This window comes from Companilactobacillus sp. RD055328 (assembly GCF_022835675.1).
In the GTDB taxonomy this organism is placed as follows: domain Bacteria; phylum Bacillota; class Bacilli; order Lactobacillales; family Lactobacillaceae; genus BQUT01.
In genome coordinates this window covers 488,718-509,502 of record NZ_BQUT01000005.1, presented here as the reverse complement: position 1 = coordinate 509,502, position 20,785 = coordinate 488,718, and the positions used below count along the sequence as shown (strand labels likewise).

Below are 20,785 nucleotides of genomic sequence, written 5' to 3'. Positions count from 1 at the left end.
GAATTGAGTAAAATATTAGCAGTAAATTCAGGTAGTTCAACATTAAAATGGAAATTATACGAAGTTCCTTCAGAAGCGGTCATTGCTGAAGGTATGGTTGATCGTTTAGGTATCCCAGGATCAGTGTTCTCAATTAAGTTTAATGGGCAAAAAAAAGAAATTAATGAAGATATTGAAACACACGAAAAAGCGGTCAATATGTTATTAGATAACTTATTGGAACTAAATGTGGTTCAAAGTATTGAAGAAATTACAGGTGTAGGACATCGTGTTGTTTCTGGTGGTAGTGAGTATGAAGATTCAATTGTAGTTGATGACAAAGTTTTAGCGGGAATAAAGAAATATGCAGACTTTGCACCTCTTCATAACATAGCTGAGCTGAAAGGTATTGAATCATTTATGAAGATTCTACCTAACGCTTCAGAAGTGGCTGTTTTTGATACTTCATTCCATACAACTATGGATAAAGAAAACTATCTATACAGTATTCCTTATGAATACTATGAGAAATATGGTGTTCGTAAGTTTGGAGCTCATGGAACTTCTCATAAATATGTTTCACAGAAAGCTGCTAAAGTATTAAACAAGCCAATTGAAGATTTGAAGATGATAACTATGCACATTGGTAGTGGTGTTTCAATTACTGCTATTGATGGTGGTAAATCTGTAGATACATCTATGGGATTCACACCACTTGCAGGTGTTACAATGAGTTCACGTTCTGGTGATATTGATGCATCATTAGTAGCTTATCTTATGAACAAAGAGAATATTAATGACCCTGATGATATGATTGAAATTCTTAATAATAAGTCAGGATTATTAGGTATATCTGGCGTATCACCAGATATGCGTGACTTAATCGCTACAAAAGATGAAAACCCACGTTCACAATTAGCAATTGATATCTTTATTAATCGCTTGGTTAAATATGTAGGTTCATATATCGCTCTATTGAATGGTGTCGATGCTATTGTATTTACTGCTGGTATGGGTGAACATAATCCACAAATTAGACAAGCAGTGATTGATAACTTTAATTACATGGGTATGAAGATTGATGAAACTCGTAATGAAAATGCAAATGACGCATGTGTAATTAGTGCAGATGATTCAACAGTTGACGTTATGATGATTCCAACTGATGAAGAATTGATGATTGTAAGAGACGTTGTTAGATTAACTAAATAATAAAAAAACCTTTCACATTTGTGAAAGGTTTTTTTATGGAGTCGGCGGGAGTCGAACCCGCGTCCAAGCATAATGCTATGTGAACATCTACACTCATAGATGTGTTATTTAAGTTTCGCCACTATGTACGCCACACAACCAGGCAAGCCATAATGGCTATTCCGGTAATCTCTTTTTAACTATTCAGAATGCACAGTTAAACGTAGTCCCTCAATTATAGGACCCACGACTGGACTCGGGACTAACCCAGATGGATCACGCAGAACTGGTTATTAAGCAGCTACAGCGTAAGAGTTATTATTTTTTGCAGTTATAATAAACTGTGCCATTTTTACGTAGATGACGCTACGAAGTGCAGCTCACACGCTATTACACATGTCGAATCCAGAACGACCCCCGAATTACTTATATAAGTGTACCTTCAAATGATGCTAAGGGCAAATGAAAAACTTTTTTATAGTAATAAATAGCAAAAATCTAATAAATAGTATAAACTAATTATGTATAAACATATTTGGGAGGATTTAATTATGGGATTTGATTTTGATAAGATTAAAGATAACATCACTGATGCTGTTAAAGATCAAGTAGATAACTTGAAAGATGGTGGTTTAGATGCTGCTAAAGACAAGTTAAATGATGCTAAAGATGATATTGTTGATAAAGCAAAAGATATGATGAACAAAAAATAATTATTGAAAGAAACAAGACAATTATGTTTTGTTTCTTTTTTTATTACGGTTAAAAAGGTAACATTAACAATATGAAAAAAAAGTATAGTATAATTTTGAGTTTTGCATTATTAATAGCTGTAGGAGTAGGAACTTATTTTGATACTGGGTTATATAAGAATCCGATAATGGTAGTTCAAGATGTGAAACAGATAGATTCGATACCTATTGATGAAGATGGTAATCGTCAGATAACTCAAAGTATCTCTGGAACCATTTTGAATCGAAATATGAAAACAAAAAAAGTAACCAATCAATATTCCACCTCTCAGATGACTGATTTTAAAGTTCGCAAAGGGCAACAATTGATTTTGAGTAGTAATAGTAAAACTATTTTGAACATTAAAAAAGATTATATTGTTACTAGTGGATTAATGTTTTTGATTTTATTGTTAACATTGATTATTCCAACGCTAATAAAAAACATAGGAATATTTACTGGCTATTTCCTACTATATTTAGCATTTATTCAATTGGTTAATCATAATTCTAAATACGTTATTCCTATATCAGTTGGTATGATTCTAATTATTTTAACTATCACTGCCATTTTTCTCTTTGGGAAAAGTAAACTTATTATTTATTTGATGAGCTCTGTTATATTATCGATTTTAATTGCTGTAGTCATTGGAATTTACTGTTTAAAAATTAATAACTTTTCTGAAATTAATTTCGAATTTTCAGGAGCTGGAGTTCAACCATATATAAGTGTATTCATTGCGCAAGTTATTTTTGGAGTGGCTGGTATAATTTTAGATGAAGTTATAGATATTACCGCTTCTATGAAAGAAATATCAGAGACTAAAGCTGATATTACTCAACGTGAATTATATAGTATTGGAATAAAAATAGGTCGTGATTTAATCGGGCCGTTAGTAGGGATTCTATTCTTTATAATCATCGCTAATCATTTCAATGAGATTACTGTTTATCTAAGCAATAACTATCCCAAAAAAGAATTGTTCCAATTGATTATTAGTTCTGAAATTGCCCAGTTCTTCATTAGTGTTTTAGGAATTGCCTTAGCAGTTCCAATCACTAGTTACATCTTTAGTAGAGTTTTAATAAGGGAGGATAACTAATGTTTTATTTATTAATGGTTGTTCTACTTACGTTAGTATTTGTTTTACAAAAACAAATATTTAATTTTGTTTTCAGTGTATTATTAAATACACTCTTGATATATATTTTGCTAATTTTAATTTGTGACGGATTTAATATAATAATTTCAAGCATTATATTATCGGTTGCAATTTTAGCTATTTCAATTTATTTAAATGTTAAAAATCAAATGTCTGCTGATCTATCTTTTAAAGTGTCTACATTAATTATTATATTCGTCTTATTAATAGCCATCTTGATTGAAAAAACAAGTTCTATACAAGGATTCGGTCTAATCAATATAGATATAATTGAAGGGATGCAAGCTGGCACTGTGAAATTCGATAGTTTATTAATAGCAATTATTATTATTAACGCTATTGGTGTTGTCTCAGAGAGTAGTATCGCTATCTCAGAAGGAATTTTTGAAAAATATCAACCAGATTATATTTTGGATGACAAAGTATTCTTATCTGGAATGAAGATAGGTAGTATGATCTTAAAAGCACAAATGACTACGTTATTTTTAAATCTTGTATCGCTGTTATTCCCAACTACTATTATCTTATTACGATTGAACTATTCATTTTTGGAGATTTTAAATGACAAAATTATCGTAACTCAAATTATGACCATTTTAATTTGTATGATGGCTGTGGTTTTAACAGTACCGCTAACTTCATATTATTGTTATCGACAAATAAAAAAAGCCTAGAATATTTATTCTAGGCTTTTTGTTAATATTTATTAACTAAGTTTACGAAAGCATCAACAATTGATTGTAAGAAGCCGATAGTTCCTTCATCTGTAACAATACCATCTTCATTAAGAAGACTAGCTACATTGCCAATATATGCTTCAGGTTGTTGAACAACTGGCATGTTTAAGAATGTTAATGATTGGCGAAGGTGATGGTTAGCACCAAATCCACTTATTGCTCCTATTGAAGTACTGATAATAACTGCAGGTTTGTTATTCCAGGCGCTCTTACCATATGGACGTGAGCCAACATCAAGTGCATTCTTTAGAACTGCGGGTACTGAACGGTTATATTCAGGTGTTGCAAAAATAACAGCGTCCATACCCGAAATTTTGTTTCTGAAAGTTGTATATGATTCTGGAGTAGTACCTTCATCATATTCTTCATTATAGAAAGGTAAATTACCTATTTCGATAATCTCTGCTTCAAAATCATCTGGTAATAGATTAATGATGTTTTGAGCAATTTGTTTAGTATAGGAAGCTTTACGCAAACTTCCGACAAGAACGGCTACTTTTTTTGCCATTTCTAATTTCTCCTTTGTATTTAGTACCTAGTTAAAATAGCATTTATGTAAAAATAGGTAAAATATTTTGTCTCGAAACTAGTTTTTTGAAAATTAATTCAAGAAATATTAAGTTGAAAACGTCAAAATATCGTGTTTTGTAATATTGCTGTAAAATTAATATACGTCGTTAATCACTGTTATAGCTTGCGCGAATGTATATTCGTACTTCAAATGTGACGTAATACCGGCATTTTGTAATTTTCAGTAAATTAATTAACTACTTTCTGTAACAATAATGAAACATTCATCGTGTATAGTTCACCCTGTACTAAAAAACGAAGTACTTTACTTCACGGAGGAATTTATGAAACTTAGAAATTTACTTGCAACAGGTATGGCAACTGCCACACTAGTGACTACTTTTGTAACAGCATCCCCAGTTTCAGCTGAATCAGTAGTTAACGTAACAGATACTAAGAATGAAAAGAAAACTGAAGTTAAACTAGAAAATGGTGATAATCTATGGCAACTAGCTCTTGATTATGACGTTGATATGGAAGATATCGTTAAAGCTAATGATTTAGATTCAATTAGCGATATTATCAAACCTGATCAAGAACTAATCATTCCTGGTCTACAAACAGACGAAGCAAAAGCTAGAAAAGAAAACAGTGCAAAAGTTGCTACACCAGCAGCTACTACAACTAAAGCTACAACTGCGGCACCTGTTGCTAAAACAACACCTGCTGTAACACAATCTGTTGTATCTTCAACAACAGGCTCAGAAAATGCTGCTAAAGAATGGATTGCACAACGTGAATCAGGTGGTTCATACAGTGCTAGAAACGGTATTTACATTGGCCGTTACCAATTATCAAGTAGCTATTTGAATGGTGACTACTCACCAGCTAATCAAGAACGTGCTGCACATAATTATGTTTATAGCCGTTATGGTTCATGGCAAGGTGCTAAGAGTTTCTGGTTAAGTCATGGTTGGTACTAAGATTAATATATAGATTGAAAATCTCACATTAGTGGGATTTTTTTATTGACTTAATTTCTAAACATATGTATGTTGGTACTACTAGGTAATTAAGTAGTGACTCATCTGGGTGTCAGAAAGCCGGTGGTTGATGCGAATCGGTCAGGATGTACTCACGAATTATTTTAATTAAATATTTATTTGAGGCATCTTTTTTGGTGCGAATAAGGGTGGTACCACGATTATATCGTCCCTGTTGCTATTTATAGCAGCAGGGACTTTTTTATTACCCTAAATAATTACCGATTAAATATAGGAGACAAGTTATGAAAAAAAACATTACAATTTCTGAATCAATTATTGTTTTATTAACAATGATTGTATTGTTAGGCTTTAGTGTTATTAAGTTAGGATTGGCTCCACAAATACCAATACTATTTATTATTGCGTTATTAATACTATGGGCTCAAATAAGAGGCTTTAGTTGGGACGATATTATTGATGGAATTGAACAAGGAGTCACAGGTGGAATAATTCCCATTGTTATTTTTATTTTGATTGGTGCGCTAATTGGCTCATGGATTGCTGCCGGAGTAATTCCTGCGCTTATGGTAGTTGGATTCAAGATAATTAGTGTTCAATTTTTTGTACCTTCAGTATTTCTAGTGTGTGCAGTTATTGGAACATCAATAGGTTCAGCTTTCACAATTATTTCAACTATTGGGATAGCGTTGTTAGGTATGGGGAATGCTTTAGGGATTGATCCGGTCATAACTAGTGGTGCAGTTATTTCAGGAGCTATTTTTGGAGATAAAACGTCTCCATTATCAGATTCTACTAATTTGGCTGCTGCTATTTCTGGTGCTGATTTGTTTGATCATATTAAACATCTAATGTGGACAACAGTGCCGGCTCTTATAATTTCATTGGTATTCTTTGCAATTATTAATCCTGAGGCTACTGGTGCACATACAATAGCTATCAACCAATTACAATCAGAGATAAGTAATCATTTTGTGATTGGCTGGTGGCAAAGCATTCCGATTATTCTAATGTTTGTTTGTGCGATTATTAAGATGCCGGCAATAGGAACGTTATTGTTAAATATAAGTGTTTCTGTAGGTTTGATTTATATTCAAGATTCACATATCAGCATACAAAAAATTACTAATATTCTTAATAATGGATATATATTGGACTCTGCAGATAAAAATCTCTCGAGTTTATTATCTCGAGGTGGAATTATAAGTATGATGCCAACAGTTGCATTAATCATAATCACTCTGTCATTAGGTGGATTATTAATGAAATTTGGAATTATCCAAAACGTGATTGATTTAGCAACGAAGAATATTAATAAAACGGGGAACTTAGTTTTAATGACAATTCTTTCGGGACTTGGTGTAAATATATTTGTAGGTGAACAATATTTATCAGCAATATTGCCAGGGAATGCATTTAGAAAAGTGTATGACAAAAAAGGATTTAAGCCAGTAGTTCTAAGTAGAATTTTAGAAGATGGTGGGACAGTAATTAATTATTTAATTCCTTGGGGTGTCGCAGGTTCTTTTGCAGCTGCAACTTTAGGAGTACCAACACAAGCTTACTTACCATTTGTAATATTTGCATGGATTTCACCTATTCTTTCTGTTATTAGTGGTTATACTGGTATTGGAATCGATAAAAAGGAGAATTAAGTATGAAAGCTTTTGGTTTTAAAAAATATTATCCAATTGATCATCAAGATAGCTTCACGGAATTTTCTGCTGACCGTCCACAATTACGAAATCATGATGTATTAGTTGAAATACAAGGGATTTCCTTAAATCCTGTTGATATAGCTACCAGAAAACAAGTTACTAAAGAATTAGATAAACCAATGATAGTTGGTTTTGATGGTTACGGAAAAATCGTTGATAAGGGATCACAAGTTGATAAGTTTGATATAGGTGATGTTGTATTTTTTGCTGGTGATCACAGCCGTGAGGGCAGTTACGCTGAATACACAGCTATCGATGAACGAATTGTCGCCTTAGCTCCAACCAAAGTAAGCTTAGAAGAAGCAGTTGCAATGCCATTAACTAGTTTAACTGCCTATGAAGCACTGGTAGATAAATTAGGAATTGATTTAAACGCTGATAATAGTGATAAATCAGTTTTGATTATCAATGGATCAGGTGGTGTTGGCTCAATAGCTACTCAATTAGCAAAAATTGCACGATTACATGTTACAGCAACTGCTTCACCCAAGAATACTCAATGGGTAACAAGCTTAGGTGCAGATGAAGTAATTGATCATCATCAAGACTTGGTAAAGCAATTAAACGACAAAATGTTTGATTATATTTTAGTGTTTGCACCGGTGGATCCTCACTGGGATGAAATAGTTCACTTGATTAAGCCTTTTGGTAAAATTGTTGCAATTACTAATATGAATTCAAATATTAATGATTTGAAACCAAAAGCAGCAAGTTTTGAATGGGAGTATATGTTTGCTAAGTCTTTATATCAGACACAAAATATGGCTACACAAGGACAATATTTAAGTGACATTGCTCGTTGGTTAGATGAGGGTAAAATAAAATCTACTTTAAATAAGACATTTGTTGGATTTAATTTAAATAATATTAAAGAAGCTACCAAATTATTGGAAGATGGTCATGTGACTGGAAAAATAGTAATAAAAAAAGACGTTAATTAGACGTCTTTTTTATTTAGATTAAATTGTAATGTTTTAAACCATTAAAAATTCCGCTATCAGTATTTTTAGTAGTAATGAATTCCGCATGCGAGAAGATATCTTCTCTGGCATTTCCCATAACTACAGCATGATCGACATAATCAAGCATTTCAATATCATTTGGTCCATCACCAAAAGCATAAGTAGGGACATTAGATAGACCGAGTTCTTCTAGTAAATGAATAATTCCTGTTTTTTTAGATTCTTCTTTCATTACACAATCTAATGAGAATAGTCCAGTTTTGTAGAATTTTAGGTGGTCAGAAAATTTATTATTATAACTACTACCTGAATCTTGAGTATAGATAACCATCATATTAATATCATTATTTTGATAAAATTCAGGATTAATTGGTGGCATTGGTTCCGCAATTAAATGATGGGTTTCAATGAATTCTGTAGTTTTATCGGTAGTGGCAGCAATAGTATTATTATTGTACATTGCTACTGCTTCACCAGATTCATCAGCAGTTTTTAATACTTGTTCACATAAGTCGGTTGGAATAATGCGTTGATAAATAATATTCTGACCATTTTTAACTAAACTACCATTAAGAGTAATTACAGTATCAATATTTGTCATTTCCTGTGTGTGCGTTATCTCGTGAGGAGAACGTCCCGTACAAATAACCGGTAAGATATTATTTACTTTCAATTGTTCAGTTGCGGCCGCAACTTCATCAGTTATTTTTGATTCATCATTTAGAAGTGTTCCGTCTAAATCAAAAAAGACAACACCATTTAAATTATTTAGATCCATATTTGCTCCTTTGGTTACGAAGTTTTTTTCTGTAGTATAATCTAAGGATAACAGATTCATGGTAAAATAAGCTATAAAGGTTTCAGGGGTGTTTTTATGAAGATATTAATGATTGAAGACAATAAGTCAGTTTCAGAGATGATGAATATGTTTTTCCAAAAAGAGGGTTGGGAAGCAACTTTTGCATACAATGGTGATGACGCTCTTAAGATTTTTCATTCTGATGTTGATAACTGGGATATTATTACCTTGGATTTGAATCTTCCTGGAATCGATGGAATGGAAGTAGCTAAACAGATTCGCCAAAATTCTGACACGGTACCATTAATTATGCTCACAGCACGTGATACAGAAAGTGATCAAGTTTTAGGATTAGAATTAGGGGCTGATGACTATGTCACTAAGCCATTTAGTCCTATTACATTGATTGCCAGAATTAAGGCATTACACCGACGAAGTGATTTACATAGTACAAATGTGAATGAAGAAACAAGTGAAGAAAAGCAAAATACTGAAAAAAATGATATAGATACCGGTATTTTTAAATTGAATAGTAAAACTCGTGAAGCATCAATTACTGGTAACGATATACCAGATCTTACTCCTAAAGAATTTGAACTATTAAAAGTTCTTGCTACTAAACCTAGGCAAGTATTTTCTCGTGAACAATTACTCGAACAAATCTGGGGTTACGACTTCTTTGGTGATGAAAGAACAGTAGATGCTCATATCAAAAAATTGCGTCAAAAAATTGAAAAAGTCGGACCTCAAGTAATTAGCACTGTCTGGGGAGTGGGCTATAAATTTGACGATACAGGTGTAAATTGATATGAAACTAATTTATCAACAGATGCTTAGTTTTTTTGTTGTGATTTTCACTACGCTTTGTATTTTGGCTATCTCTATTCAAAAATATAATGAGCACTTGGAATATCAACAAACGTGGGAACAATTAGAGAGTTATGGAAATAGTTTAGGAAGCATGGCATTAAAAGAAGATCCTGAAACCCATGAAATTAAAAACGTCACCGGTGGTTTCATAGATGATCTAGAAGATGTATTAAAAGATCAATCTGTTCAATTTGCAGTTTTTGATGCTAACAATGATCAAACTTATCCAGAAGACAGTACTAACACCCATTTAAAACCAGAAATCTGGAAAAAAATAAAAAAGAATAAAGTTGTTAAAGAAGAAACTGATAACGGTCTACAAACGCCTAAGTTTTCTGGGAACAACGGAGAAATGACCTTTGTTATTGTTCCGTGGTTTAGATCCGACAAATTAGTTGGTGCTGTTTGGGTAGGATCACAGGTATCTAGCTTGAGAAACAATTTGAAAGATATGCAAAAGAACTTATATACAACTATCTTGATTTCGTTAATTGTTTCGATTCTTTTAAGTTACTTATTAGCTAAATATCATATTTCACGAATTAATCGTCTCCGAGTTGCAGCAAAAAAAGTTGCCGCTAATGACTTTGACGTACAAATTAATGTGAAGAGACGTGATGAGATTGATGACTTAGCTGCTGACTTTAATGTGATGGTTAATTCCTTAAAAGAGTCCAATGAAGAGATAGATCGTCAAGAACAACGACGCAAAGATTTTATGGCTAACGCGTCTCACGAAATGAGAACACCTCTAACTACTATCAATGGTATTCTTGAAGGTCTTCGCTACGACGTTATTCCTGAAGAATCTAAAGAGAAGAGTCTGGAATTAATGAGTAATGAGACCAATCGATTAATAAGATTGGTCTCCGAAAATCTTGATTATGAGAAAATCAGAACTAATCAAATTTCTTTAACGAAGAGCACCTTTTTAGCAATCACACCGATAGAAAATATCATTTCACAACTAGAAACAAAATTAAAAGATGCGAACGATGTGATTGAATTGGTAGCAGATGATAAAAGTATTGAAGTATATGCTGATTACGATCGGTTTGTACAAATATTTTTTAATATCTTGCAGAATGCCATTCAGTTTACTGAAAATGGAACAATAAAAGTTTCTTTAAATAAGATTGAAAATGGAACTATGATATCAGTTTCAGACACTGGAATTGGGTTGTCGAAAGATGAAGTACAAAATATTTGGGATCGTTACTATAAAGCTGATCCTTCAAGAAAAACGACAAAAGGTGAATCAGGATTAGGATTATCAATAGTTCATCAATTAGTTGAAATGCATCAAGGTGAAATTGAAGTGGAAAGTGAACTAGGTAAAGGTACATCGTTTATTGTTAAACTTTATGATCAAAAATATATAAACAAAAAAGACTAACCTAAGTTAGTCTTTTTTGTTTGTTAAAATATTTAAATTATCAATAGAATTACGGCCGTATAGCTCTGCCGCATCAGTGTCATAGTTAGTAGTTGTTGATCGATTGTTATTTTCTGAGAAAACACTTGTAGATTTGTTTCCTAAGGATTCTCTCATCTTTTCAAGTTGTTGAATCTGATCAAAATAATTATATTGAGTTGGATCTACTGGAGTAAACCCTGTTGGTGTATAGAAACGTAACAAGTTAGTATTATTAACTTTATCAGATAATGATAATGAAGTATTTCTATCCTCTTGAATGTTTTTAACTTTTTTAAGGATTTCTTTGCTAGGATTTTCAATTAACAACCCTGTTTTATTATCGTAAATATCTTCTTGACCATTCTTATTATGAATTACTGTGTAATCCTTGTTAATAAAGTTCTTGTTGCGGAATACAACATTAGCGTTATGTTGAGATGATAATAAGTCGGTACCAAATTGAACGTATCCTTTGGTATCTACACCTGCTAAGTGAAGAATGGTAGGTAATGCATCAATCTCACCACCATATTGATTTTGAATGCCACCTTTAAGTCCGGGCATATTAATCATGAATGGTACTCGTTGTAACTGAGCATTATCATTGTCGTTCCAAGTTTTAGGATCTTTATCTAACAGAGGTGCTAACGACTTGTTATCTGAATCTGATAATCCATAATGATCTCCGTAGAGAACAATCATTGAATTATCATAGATTCCCGATTTTTTGAGATAATCAAAGAATTCTCGGATTGAATTATCAAGATAGTGAGCTGTAGCAAAGTAATTATTAACTACCTGATTGTCAGTCTGTGGGCGAACGAACCCATCATTATCTTCGTCATCAAGTGGGAAAGGATAGTGGTTAGTTACCGTAATAAATTTTGTGTAGAAAGGTTGTTGAAGTTGTTCGAGATACTTAACACTTTGAGAAAGCATTAACTTGTCTTTTACACCGTATTGAGTGCTGGAATCAGCAATTGAAGTATCATAGTAACTTTGGTCAAAGAAATAATGGTATCCAAAGTTTTTATAAACACTATTACGACTCCAGAAGCTTGCTACATTGCCATGGAAAACAGCCGAATCATAGCCTTTTTGCTGGTTAAGAATAGCTGGAGCTGCTTGGAAAGTATTATCTGGACCTAACTTAGTAAAGACTGAACCTTCTGGTAATCCATAAAGACTATTTTCCATCATTGTTTCGGCATCACTAGTTTTACCTTGTCCAACTTGATGGAAGAAATTCTTAAAAGCTAGAGTGTCATTACTATGATATAAAGAATTAATAAATGGCGTCACTTCTTGTCCATTAATTTTGTAATCAATTAAGAATTGTTGAAAACTTTCTAAATGAATAACAATAATATTCTTTTTATCAGCCACACCATAATAATCGGGGTTAGGTGCTGCATAATTGTTATTCACATAATCGAGAACAGGCGTTATGTCAGTGCCGTCAGTATTAGAACGAACGGCATCATTTTGAGCGGTTTTAACCGTATCATAAACAAGAAATGAATTAATTCCCAAGTACTTAACAATATATGAACGATCAAAAGTACGGCCTAGAAGTTGGGGACGATTACTCTCAGCTAACGTTAAGTTGAAGGTAAATAAGAAGACAGCAAAGATGGTTGTTGCAAAGGCAGTGATTCTCTTAATAGGACGTGTGTCTAGCTTGATAATGCCACGCACTAATAAAACAATGATAATAACCAAATCTAACCAGTAAAAGATATCATGGAACTGCATTAGATTGAATGTACTAGATCCAAGACCTTTAGAAACTTTACCTGCTGAGATAATAGTATTAAAAGAAAGAAAATCAGTGAATTGGCGATAATATATGATGTTACTGTATAAAATTAACGTTTCAATAAAATATAAAACTAGAGTAACAGTATATGCGATCTTTTCTCGATTAATATATAAACCAATGCTTAGTAAAAAAATGGTAGTAGCAAAAGGACTTAAGACAGCAATTAAATGTTGAAAAGGATCCGCAATTCCTAAATTAAATTCAAAATAATAAGCAAAAATTGACTTGAGTGCTATTAAAATTGTTAATAACGTAATAAAGCCGAAACGTGTAGTAAATAGTTTTTGTTTTTTATTCATTAAGTTCATTCCTTAAATCTTTAATTAAATAATTAAGACTGATAGTATTAATAGTGAAGAAAAATTATTTAGAAAGTTATACTATGATATTTTTAAATCCATTATACCAACAATTAATACATTTATATGCAGATAAAATAAATCATTTTCCGTTAATTAGATTGTCAATTTTAAGTTTGGACAAAACAATCTTTTATTTGTTGATTTATATTGTTCTTCGTATTCTATACCTTAAGAAGAAAAAAAGAAAAGTTAAATTCAAACGAGAATTAGGATTAGGATTGTTCGTAGCATATATTCTACTTTTATTATTCCTAACAGTATTTCGAGCACAATATTTCCCTTGGGATATTCATATAGTTACTGGACGTTCACTATCTGAAATTAATATTATACCAATAATCGAGACATTAAAATTAGCTGGCGGAACATCAATTGTAGATTTCTTCTATAATTTATACGGAAACATAGCGTGGTTTATTCCATTTGGAATTATGGTTCCTGCGTTAAAGAAGAAAAGAATTAATTTGTTACAAGTTACTATAATGGGAGCATTGTTTTCTATTTCTATTGAAACAGCACAATTTTTCTTACAATCTGGGGTAACAGATATTGATGATGTCATCTTTAATGTGCTTGGAGTTATTTTGGGGTATTGTCTATACCAGTTTGGTAAATCTTTGAAAAAAGCGTTTAAATAATAGAAATTTATTAGCAAATGAACTAAAATTATAAAGTATTCATTTTGAAAGGAATAGATTATGACACATATTAAATTCGATGATTCAAAATTAACACCATTCATTAATGATAATGAATTAGACGAAATCCAAGCAATGGTTGATGCTGCAGATACACAACTACGCCAAGGTACTGGTGCAGGTAGTGATTTCCGCGGATTTATTGACTTGCCTGTTGACTATGATAAGGAAGAATTTTCACGTATAAAAGCTGCAGCTAAAAAGATTCAAGACGATTCAGAAGTATTTATCGGAATCGGTATTGGTGGATCTTACTTAGGAGCTAAAGCTGCAATCGACTTTTTAAGTTCAAGTTTTTACAATGTTCATAATGATAAGAAAGTTCCAGAAGTATACTTTGCTGGTAACTCAATTTCACCTAACTACTTATCTGACTTAATTGATGTAATTGGTGATCGTGATTTCAGTATTAATGTTATTTCAAAATCTGGAACAACAACTGAACCTTCAATTGCATTCCGCATTTTAAAAGCAAAATTAATTGAAAAATATGGTGAAGCTGAAGCTATTAAACGTATTTATGCAACAACTGACCGCGCTAAAGGTGCTTTAAAACAAGAATCAGACGCACAAGGTTATGAAGAATTCGTTGTTCCTGATGATATTGGTGGACGTTTCTCAGTCTTATCTGCTGTTGGTTTATTACCAATTGCCGTAGCTGGAATTGATATCGATAAGTTAATGGAAGGTGCAGCAGCAGCTCGCACAGACTATACAGATACTGATTTAAATAAAAACGAAGCTTACCGTTACGCTGCTACAAGAAATATCTTGTACCGTAAGGGATACACAACTGAATTATTAGAAAACTACGAACCAAACCTACAATATCTTGGTGAATGGTGGAAACAATTGATGGGTGAGTCTGAAGGTAAAGACCAAAAAGGTATTTATCCTTCAAGTGCGAACTTCTCAACCGATTTACACTCATTAGGTCAATATATTCAAGAAGGCCGTCGTAACTTGATGGAAACAGTTGTCATGATTGACAAACCAAGACATGACCTTGAAATTCCTAAGTATGATGAAGATCTTGACGGATTAGGATATCTTGAAGGTAAGACAATGGACTTTGCTAACAAACGCGCTTATGAAGGTGTAGTTCTTGCACATACAGATGGTGGCGTTCCTGTTATGACAATTAGCATTCCAGAACAAGATGCATATTCATTAGGATACATGATTTACTTCTTTGAAATTGCTGTTGGTATTTCAGGTTACTTGAATGGAGTTAACCCATTCAATCAGCCAGGTGTAGAAGCTTATAAGAAAAATATGTTTGCTCTACTTGGAAAACCAGGGTTCGAAGAGCTTGGTAAAGAATTAAATAAAAGATTGTAATAACAAAAAGACAGCCAATTGGCTGTCTTTTTTATTTACAAAATTATTATTATTGATAATTAGTCATGAATAGTAATGTATACTAGCCTTTAAATTCTATTTTTGGAGATATTTATGATAGACTTCATCAAAAAGCAAATTACGTGTTGCTTATTTCCAGCATTACTATTTATATCAATGTTTCTGACAAAGTATTTTACTTTTCCTTTCATATATCGATATGATCTTTTATTAATTTTATCGATCTTAATTCAAATTGTTCTAATAGCAGTGAAATATGAAACATGGTCGGAAGTAAAAGTTATTTTGTTATTTCACATTGTGGGGTTAGTTCTTGAAATATTTAAGACGTCCATAGGGATGTGGATGTACCCAGAACCAGGAATTATGAAAATTATGGGAGTGCCACTATATAGTGGATTTATGTATTCAAGTGTTGGTAGTTATATTTATCGTGCTTGGAAAGTTTTTGATTTAAAGTATGAAAATTGGCCATCGAAGTGGAAAGTAGTTACATTATGTTTTGCAATTTATCTTAACTTTTTTACTCATCATTATATTTGGGACTTGCGATATTTTATTATTGTAATGATTATTGTGATTTTTTGGAAAACAAAAGTATATTTCACTCTAAAAAATCGTACTCACAATATGTTAATGAATTTATCTTTTCTATTAATCGGTATAGCTTTGTGGGTAGCAGAAAATATTTCAACTTTTTTCTCAGCATGGAAATATCCTAATCAAGAGATAGGGTGGCATTTAGTTGGTATTGGTAAAATATCAAGTTGGTCGTTATTAGTTATTTTGAGTATTTCATTAGTTTATTACAACGTGAATAGAAAAACTTATTGATAATAAGAACGTATGTTCGTATAATTATTATAGATTAATCGGAGAATTAACTATGTATGATTATAAGAATGAACCAAGAAGAATAATATTTATGATTGATTCTAAGTCTTTTTACGCTTCAGTTGAAAGCGTAGAGCGAGGATTAAATCCACTAAAATCAATTTTAGTAGTGATGTCAAAAGCACAAAATACGGGGAGTGGATTAGTTTTAGCAGCTAGTCCAATGGCGAAGAAGCTATTTGGTATTAGTAACGTTACGCGTGCTAGTGAAGTTCCCAATGATGATCGCATAGTAATTGCAGAACCTAGAATGAATTTGTAAATCAAAAAAAATCTTGAAATAAAAAAGATATTTGAACAATACGTCGCAAACGAAGATTTATTACCATATTCAATTGATGAATCACTATTAGATATAACAAAAAGTTGGAAATTATTTGGAAAAACTCCATATGAAGTTGCAAGAAAAATACAATTAGAGATTAAAAGCAAAACGGGTATTTATTTAACAGTTGGAATTGGAGATAATCCAGTTCTAGCTAAGCTAGCTCTGGATTTAGAAGCTAAGAATAATCATTCTTTAATCGCTGAATGGCACTATGAAGATATCTCTGATAAATTATGGCCAATAACTGATTTGAATTCAGTATGGTCAATAGGAGCCAAAACGGCAGAAAAACTTACAAATTTAAAAATTAATTCGATGTATGATTTAGCACACACTAATCCTTTTTTTATCAAAGAAAAGTTTGGTGTGATTGGTTCTCAATTATTTGCTTTATCGTGGGGCGTAGATCGTTCAATTATTAGCAATAAATATATACCTAAATCTAAATCATACGGAAATAGCCAAGTATTGCCTAAAAATTACTCCAATAAACAAGAGATTGAAACAGTATTAAAGGAGCTTGCAGAGCAAGTTGGTGCAAGATTACGATCTCACTCAATTGCTTGTACAGTGGTTAATTTAAATGTTGGTTTTTCATATAAATTACGAAAACAAGGACGTAAGGGATTTGGTCATTCCATGAAAATTGACGCTACAAATAGCAATAAAGAATTGAAGAAACATATTATTAAGTTATTTGAAGATAAGTGGCGAGGCGAAGAGGTTAGAAATATAGCTTTTTCGTGTAGTAAATTGGTAGATGACAATATAGAACAATTAGACTTATTTGATAGTCGAGATTTAAAACATAAAAATAAACAACTGGATAAAACTGTGGATAGTATTAGAAAAAAATATGGTTTTAAATCTATCGTTAATTTGGATAGCAAGTCAAAAGGGGCTACTGCTATTAATCGAGCTGGACTTGTTGGTGGACATGCAGGAGGTAATTCTTATGAATGATAGAGAATATGATCCGGAGTTAGTTGCTAAATTTTTTAATGAGTATCAGGATCGTGGAACAGTGAAGTGGCAAGGGTTTTATTTATCAGACCATACCGCAGCAGTGAAAAAAGAAGAAAATAGTATTAATGAAAATACAAAAAGAACTCACGCAGAAGAAATGAGCTCTTTTAAAATTCAAGAAGTTATAAATATGGCTATAAAAAAAGAAAAACAAGTTATAGTTGATCTACGATTTTTGAATAATAATTTAGAGGTTACTAAACCCATTGTTGGAAGAATAGAGGGCTATTATCAAACTAAGCTATTAATTGGTAACAAATATGTAGATATTAATGATATCTATTCAATAAGAGTATAGATTAGGTTATTGGTTGTTATTACGTAATTAATTCATTATAATAATTATTATATATTAATGTATTAGGGGGTGGTATTAATTGGGTAGTGATTCGATGGAAGATAATCAGCGTATCTTAGTGTGTTTATCTTACTTCTTAATTGAATAGTGTATTTAAGGCACAATAAAACGGATAGTTGAATAACTAATCAGTGTTGGGTCTATTTTTTTACACAAAATTTAATTAAGGAAACTAATATATAAATGAATAAGAATAATGATTTTCAGTTAACTACTGAAGAGATATTAAAAAAATATAAAATAAGAAATGTTGAAGATGGCCTGAATGACAACCAAGTCAAAGAAAGTTATCAACAATATGGATTAAATAAATTACAGTCACAAAAAACGCCTAGATGGAAATTGTTTTTGCGCCAGTTTAACAACATAATAATTTACATTTTAATATTTGCTGGTTTATTAGCCTTGTTAATGCGACATGTTTCTGATGGAGTAATTATTGGGCTAGTTGTAATCATTAATGCCTTGATAGGGTATTATCAAGAAGCTAGTGCTTCTGATGCACTAGAGAGAATTAAAGAAATGTTGTCTTCTGAAGCAACAGTCTATCGTAATGGAATAAGACAAGATATTCCTGCAGATCAGGTTGTTGTAGGAGATGTTGTCTTCTTAGAAGCCGGTGATAATGTTCCGGCTGATATGCGTATTATTGAAGAAGATAATCTTAGAATTCAAGAATCAACGCTTACCGGAGAAGCCGATTCTGTTGAGAAGAGTATTGATAGTATTTCAGATGAGAATTTGCCAATTGCTGATAGAACTAACTTAGGGTTTGCTTCAACATCAGTAACTTCAGGTAGTGGGATAGGTGTTGTAACTGCCATCGGATCTTCTACTGAAATTGGTAAAATATCGACTGAAGTTAAGAATACAAAAGAGAGAAAAACACCTCTTATGAAAGAAATCGATGGCTTAGGTAAGGGGATAAGTTATGTAATTATTGCCGTTGCCGTTGCTTTGTTTGTTTTAAGCTTGTTCTTACAAACATATTCATTGTCAGTATTGACTTTAGCTATCGTAGCGATGATTGTTGGTTCAATACCTGAGGGATTACCGGCAACAACTTCTGTAGTTTTGGCCATGGGTGTTAGCGATATGGCTAAGACAAAGAATGCTATTGTCAAAACGCTTCCTGCAGTAGAAACACTAGGATCAGTTGACGTCGTTGCAACAGATAAGACAGGAACTCTTACCAAGAATGAAATGACGGTTAAAGATATTATTCTTCAAGATGGAGAATATCAAGTAACTGGAGATGGTTATGAGCCAGTGGGTGAGATTCAACGTGATGGGAATAAAGTTACAGACAACAAGCAACTAGACCTATTCTTAGAAGCTGGACTAGAAGCCAATGATACAGTCTTAATTTATGAGGATGATAGCTGGCAGATAAATGGTGAACCGACTGATGGAGCATTCTTAACTGCTTATTATAAGAACTTCTCATATCCAATGGATTCAAGATATAAAGAAATAGATATGTTGCCATTTGATTCGGATTATCGCTACATTGCTAAACTTGTTGAAGATCAAAACAATGACAGATTCATTTTCATTAAGGGTTCTCCTGATAAATTATTTAAGATGGCGCAAAACAATGGAGATCAACTAGATTTTGATAAGTGGAATAATCAAGTAACTAAATTATCAAAAGAAGGAAAACGAGTTGTTGCGGTAGGAATTAAGTCAGTATCTTCAGATATAGATGAAATAACTCATGAAGTATTATCTGATGGTATTAAACTACTTGGAGTAGCTGGTATTATTGATCCGCCAAGAGAAGAAGTTATTTTGGCATTAAAAGAGATGAATAATGCTGGTATTAATATCAAAATGATTACAGGAGATCATCCTGTGACGGCTAAAGCTATCGGAGAAAAACTAGGATTGGCTAAGGATATTAATGTCGTAACCGGTGCTCAACTTGATGCAATGAATGATCAAGAATTCAAAGAAGCTGTGTTGAATAACCAAGTTTTTGCCAGAACTACGCCTAAAAACAAAACCGATATCGTGAAAGCTCTTCAAGAAAGCGGAAAAATAACCGCCATGACTGGAGATGGAGTTAATGATGCTCCAGCCTTAAAACGTGCTGATATAGGTGTTGCTATGGGGCAAAAAGGGACAGACGTTGCCAAAGATTCGGCAGATATGATTTTAACTGATGACAACTTTAAGACGTTGTCAGTTGCAATCAAAGAAGGAAGAAGAATATACGATAATATCAAGAAGAGTATCTTATTCTTGCTACCAACTTCTTTTGCCGAAGGATTAATAATTGTATTTACAATTTTGATGCAAAAAGATATGCCATTACAACCAACACAATTGTTGTGGATCAATATGGTATCCGCGATTACAATTCAATTTGCGTTTATCTTTGAACCTGCTGAAAATGGAATAATGAATCGGAAACCAAGAAAAACAGGTAAAGGTTTATTAAACAAACATGATATGTGGCAGATGTTTTATGTGTCAGTATTAATGGCGATAATAAGTATAATTTCATATGAATGGTTGTTAACTCAAGGAGTTAATCCTGCGGTTGCAAGTACTATGATGATTAATATTGTTGTATTAAGTAAGATCTTCTATCTGTTTAATATACGTACTAATGACTTATTATTTAGTAAGAGTTTATTTACTAATCCAAAAGCATTTCTAATTATTGGAATAATGCTTGTTTTACAATTGATTCTAACTTACGTACCATTTATGCATACAGTATTCTATACTGCTGATATGTCATTATTAGGATGGATTATATCAATAGCTTCAGGTGTTGTTATATTAATAATTACTGAGTTCGATAAGTTCATTCGCATAAAGTTGAATAAGTAAAAAAGACAATAAA

At 32.3% G+C, this 20,785-nt stretch carries 17 protein-coding genes, 1 other RNA gene and 1 pseudogene; 15 read left to right on the top strand and 4 right to left on the bottom strand.

Translation table 11 applies throughout. The features are described 5' to 3' along the window. Positions 1 to 3: 3 nt before the first annotated feature. Complete coding sequence (locus RD055328_RS04755; protein WP_244087656.1) at positions 4 to 1,191, top strand: acetate/propionate family kinase; 1,188 nt, start codon at positions 4 to 6, stop codon at positions 1,189 to 1,191. A gap of 33 nt (positions 1,192 to 1,224) precedes the next feature. Here RD055328_RS04755 and ssrA read toward each other — a convergent pair. Next, positions 1,225 to 1,588: a transfer-messenger RNA gene (gene ssrA, locus RD055328_RS04750) on the bottom strand. Positions 1,589 to 1,721: 133 nt separating this feature from the next. Here ssrA and RD055328_RS04745 point away from each other — a divergent pair. From RD055328_RS04745 to RD055328_RS04735, 3 genes are all read left to right on the top strand, one after another. Then, positions 1,722 to 1,883, top strand: a complete 162-nt coding sequence (locus RD055328_RS04745; RefSeq protein ID WP_244087655.1) for a hypothetical protein — start codon at positions 1,722 to 1,724, stop codon at positions 1,881 to 1,883. Between the two features lie 71 nt (positions 1,884 to 1,954). Beyond that, positions 1,955 to 3,004: a YibE/F family protein gene (locus RD055328_RS04740; protein WP_244087654.1), complete on the top strand. Its 1,050-nt coding sequence runs from the start codon at positions 1,955 to 1,957 to the stop codon at positions 3,002 to 3,004. Further along, positions 3,004 to 3,738 carry a YibE/F family protein gene (locus tag RD055328_RS04735; RefSeq protein WP_244087653.1) on the top strand — a complete coding sequence of 245 codons (735 nt, stop codon included), beginning with the start codon at positions 3,004 to 3,006 and terminating at the stop codon, positions 3,736 to 3,738. The genes RD055328_RS04740 and RD055328_RS04735 overlap by 1 nt, the downstream gene beginning before the upstream one ends. Positions 3,739 to 3,760: 22 nt before the next feature. On the opposite strand, the gene RD055328_RS04730 is transcribed toward RD055328_RS04735, so the two are convergent. Continuing rightward, entirely contained in the window at positions 3,761 to 4,309 is a 549-nt protein-coding gene (locus tag RD055328_RS04730) for an NADPH-dependent FMN reductase (protein ID WP_244087652.1), read from the bottom strand. A 346-nt stretch (positions 4,310 to 4,655) separates the two neighbouring features. Between RD055328_RS04730 and RD055328_RS04725 the strand changes: the two genes are divergently transcribed. The 3 genes from RD055328_RS04725 to RD055328_RS04715 all read left to right on the top strand — a co-directional run bounded on the left by RD055328_RS04725 (position 4,656) and on the right by RD055328_RS04715 (position 7,974). Continuing rightward, entirely contained in the window at positions 4,656 to 5,294 is a 639-nt protein-coding gene (locus RD055328_RS04725; protein ID WP_244087651.1) for a LysM peptidoglycan-binding domain-containing protein, read from the top strand. A 305-nt stretch (positions 5,295 to 5,599) separates the two neighbouring features. Then, entirely contained in the window at positions 5,600 to 6,970 is a 1,371-nt protein-coding gene (nhaC, locus tag RD055328_RS04720) for a Na+/H+ antiporter NhaC (RefSeq protein WP_244087650.1), read from the top strand. Positions 6,971 to 6,972: 2 nt separating this feature from the next. After that, a complete protein-coding gene (locus RD055328_RS04715; RefSeq protein WP_244087649.1) occupies positions 6,973 to 7,974 on the top strand; it encodes a zinc-binding alcohol dehydrogenase family protein in 1,002 nt (333 codons plus the stop codon). Positions 7,975 to 7,987: 13 nt separating this feature from the next. Here RD055328_RS04715 and RD055328_RS04710 read toward each other — a convergent pair whose 3' ends face one another. Then, positions 7,988 to 8,773 carry a Cof-type HAD-IIB family hydrolase gene (locus RD055328_RS04710; RefSeq protein ID WP_244087648.1) on the bottom strand — a complete coding sequence of 262 codons (786 nt, stop codon included), beginning with the start codon at positions 8,771 to 8,773 and terminating at the stop codon, positions 7,988 to 7,990. A gap of 96 nt (positions 8,774 to 8,869) precedes the next feature. Between RD055328_RS04710 and RD055328_RS04705 the strand changes: the two genes are divergently transcribed. Next, positions 8,870 to 9,601, top strand: coding sequence for a response regulator transcription factor (locus RD055328_RS04705; protein ID WP_244087647.1), 732 nt, complete (start codon positions 8,870 to 8,872; stop codon positions 9,599 to 9,601). 1 nt (position 9,602) lies between these two features. After that, positions 9,603 to 11,060 (top strand): HAMP domain-containing sensor histidine kinase, encoded by a 1,458-nt coding sequence (locus RD055328_RS04700; RefSeq protein ID WP_244087646.1) that lies wholly within the window; start codon positions 9,603 to 9,605, stop codon positions 11,058 to 11,060. A 6-nt stretch (positions 11,061 to 11,066) separates the two neighbouring features. On the opposite strand, the gene RD055328_RS04695 is transcribed toward RD055328_RS04700, so the two are convergent. Continuing rightward, positions 11,067 to 13,202 (bottom strand): LTA synthase family protein, encoded by a 2,136-nt coding sequence (locus RD055328_RS04695; protein ID WP_244087645.1) that lies wholly within the window; start codon positions 13,200 to 13,202, stop codon positions 11,067 to 11,069. An 83-nt stretch (positions 13,203 to 13,285) separates the two neighbouring features. Here RD055328_RS04695 and RD055328_RS04690 point away from each other — a divergent pair, with 83 nt between their 5' ends. The 6 genes and pseudogenes from RD055328_RS04690 to RD055328_RS04665 all read left to right on the top strand — a co-directional run bounded on the left by RD055328_RS04690 (position 13,286) and on the right by RD055328_RS04665 (position 20,772). Next, entirely contained in the window at positions 13,286 to 13,903 is a 618-nt protein-coding gene (locus RD055328_RS04690; protein WP_244087644.1) for a VanZ family protein, read from the top strand. Between the two features lie 60 nt (positions 13,904 to 13,963). Next, positions 13,964 to 15,304: a glucose-6-phosphate isomerase gene (locus tag RD055328_RS04685; protein WP_244087643.1), complete on the top strand. Its 1,341-nt coding sequence runs from the start codon at positions 13,964 to 13,966 to the stop codon at positions 15,302 to 15,304. Between the two features lie 114 nt (positions 15,305 to 15,418). Next, on the top strand, positions 15,419 to 16,159 hold the full coding sequence (locus RD055328_RS04680) for a DUF817 domain-containing protein (protein WP_244087642.1): 741 nt from the start codon (positions 15,419 to 15,421) through the stop codon (positions 16,157 to 16,159). A gap of 52 nt (positions 16,160 to 16,211) precedes the next feature. Continuing rightward, a pseudogene (locus tag RD055328_RS04675) lies at positions 16,212 to 17,510 on the top strand (Y-family DNA polymerase). Continuing rightward, positions 17,503 to 17,871 (top strand): hypothetical protein, encoded by a 369-nt coding sequence (locus tag RD055328_RS04670; RefSeq protein ID WP_244087641.1) that lies wholly within the window; start codon positions 17,503 to 17,505, stop codon positions 17,869 to 17,871. The pseudogene RD055328_RS04675 and the gene RD055328_RS04670 overlap by 8 nt, the downstream one beginning before the upstream one ends. 243 nt (positions 17,872 to 18,114) lie before the next feature. After that, positions 18,115 to 20,772: an HAD-IC family P-type ATPase gene (locus RD055328_RS04665; RefSeq protein WP_244087640.1), complete on the top strand. Its 2,658-nt coding sequence runs from the start codon at positions 18,115 to 18,117 to the stop codon at positions 20,770 to 20,772. The last annotated feature ends 13 nt before the right edge of the window (positions 20,773 to 20,785 follow it).

Coding starts and splice junctions, on each gene's coding strand:
- RD055328_RS04730 (WP_244087652.1), bottom strand. CDS start 4,309: ATGGCAAAAAAAGTAGCCGTTCTTGTCGGAAGTTTGCGTAAAGCTTCC.
- RD055328_RS04685 (WP_244087643.1), top strand. CDS start 13,964: ATGACACATATTAAATTCGATGATTCAAAATTAACACCATTCATTAAT.
- RD055328_RS04700 (WP_244087646.1), top strand. CDS start 9,603: ATGAAACTAATTTATCAACAGATGCTTAGTTTTTTTGTTGTGATTTTC.
- RD055328_RS04740 (WP_244087654.1), top strand. CDS start 1,955: ATGAAAAAAAAGTATAGTATAATTTTGAGTTTTGCATTATTAATAGCT.
- RD055328_RS04680 (WP_244087642.1), top strand. CDS start 15,419: ATGATAGACTTCATCAAAAAGCAAATTACGTGTTGCTTATTTCCAGCA.
- RD055328_RS04690 (WP_244087644.1), top strand. CDS start 13,286: ATGATATTTTTAAATCCATTATACCAACAATTAATACATTTATATGCA.
- RD055328_RS04735 (WP_244087653.1), top strand. CDS start 3,004: ATGTTTTATTTATTAATGGTTGTTCTACTTACGTTAGTATTTGTTTTA.
- RD055328_RS04670 (WP_244087641.1), top strand. CDS start 17,503: ATGAATGATAGAGAATATGATCCGGAGTTAGTTGCTAAATTTTTTAAT.
- RD055328_RS04705 (WP_244087647.1), top strand. CDS start 8,870: ATGAAGATATTAATGATTGAAGACAATAAGTCAGTTTCAGAGATGATG.
- nhaC (WP_244087650.1), top strand. CDS start 5,600: ATGAAAAAAAACATTACAATTTCTGAATCAATTATTGTTTTATTAACA.
- RD055328_RS04715 (WP_244087649.1), top strand. CDS start 6,973: ATGAAAGCTTTTGGTTTTAAAAAATATTATCCAATTGATCATCAAGAT.
- RD055328_RS04710 (WP_244087648.1), bottom strand. CDS start 8,773: ATGGATCTAAATAATTTAAATGGTGTTGTCTTTTTTGATTTAGACGGA.
- RD055328_RS04745 (WP_244087655.1), top strand. CDS start 1,722: ATGGGATTTGATTTTGATAAGATTAAAGATAACATCACTGATGCTGTT.
- RD055328_RS04695 (WP_244087645.1), bottom strand. CDS start 13,202: ATGAATAAAAAACAAAAACTATTTACTACACGTTTCGGCTTTATTACG.
- RD055328_RS04725 (WP_244087651.1), top strand. CDS start 4,656: ATGAAACTTAGAAATTTACTTGCAACAGGTATGGCAACTGCCACACTA.
- RD055328_RS04665 (WP_244087640.1), top strand. CDS start 18,115: ATGAATAAGAATAATGATTTTCAGTTAACTACTGAAGAGATATTAAAA.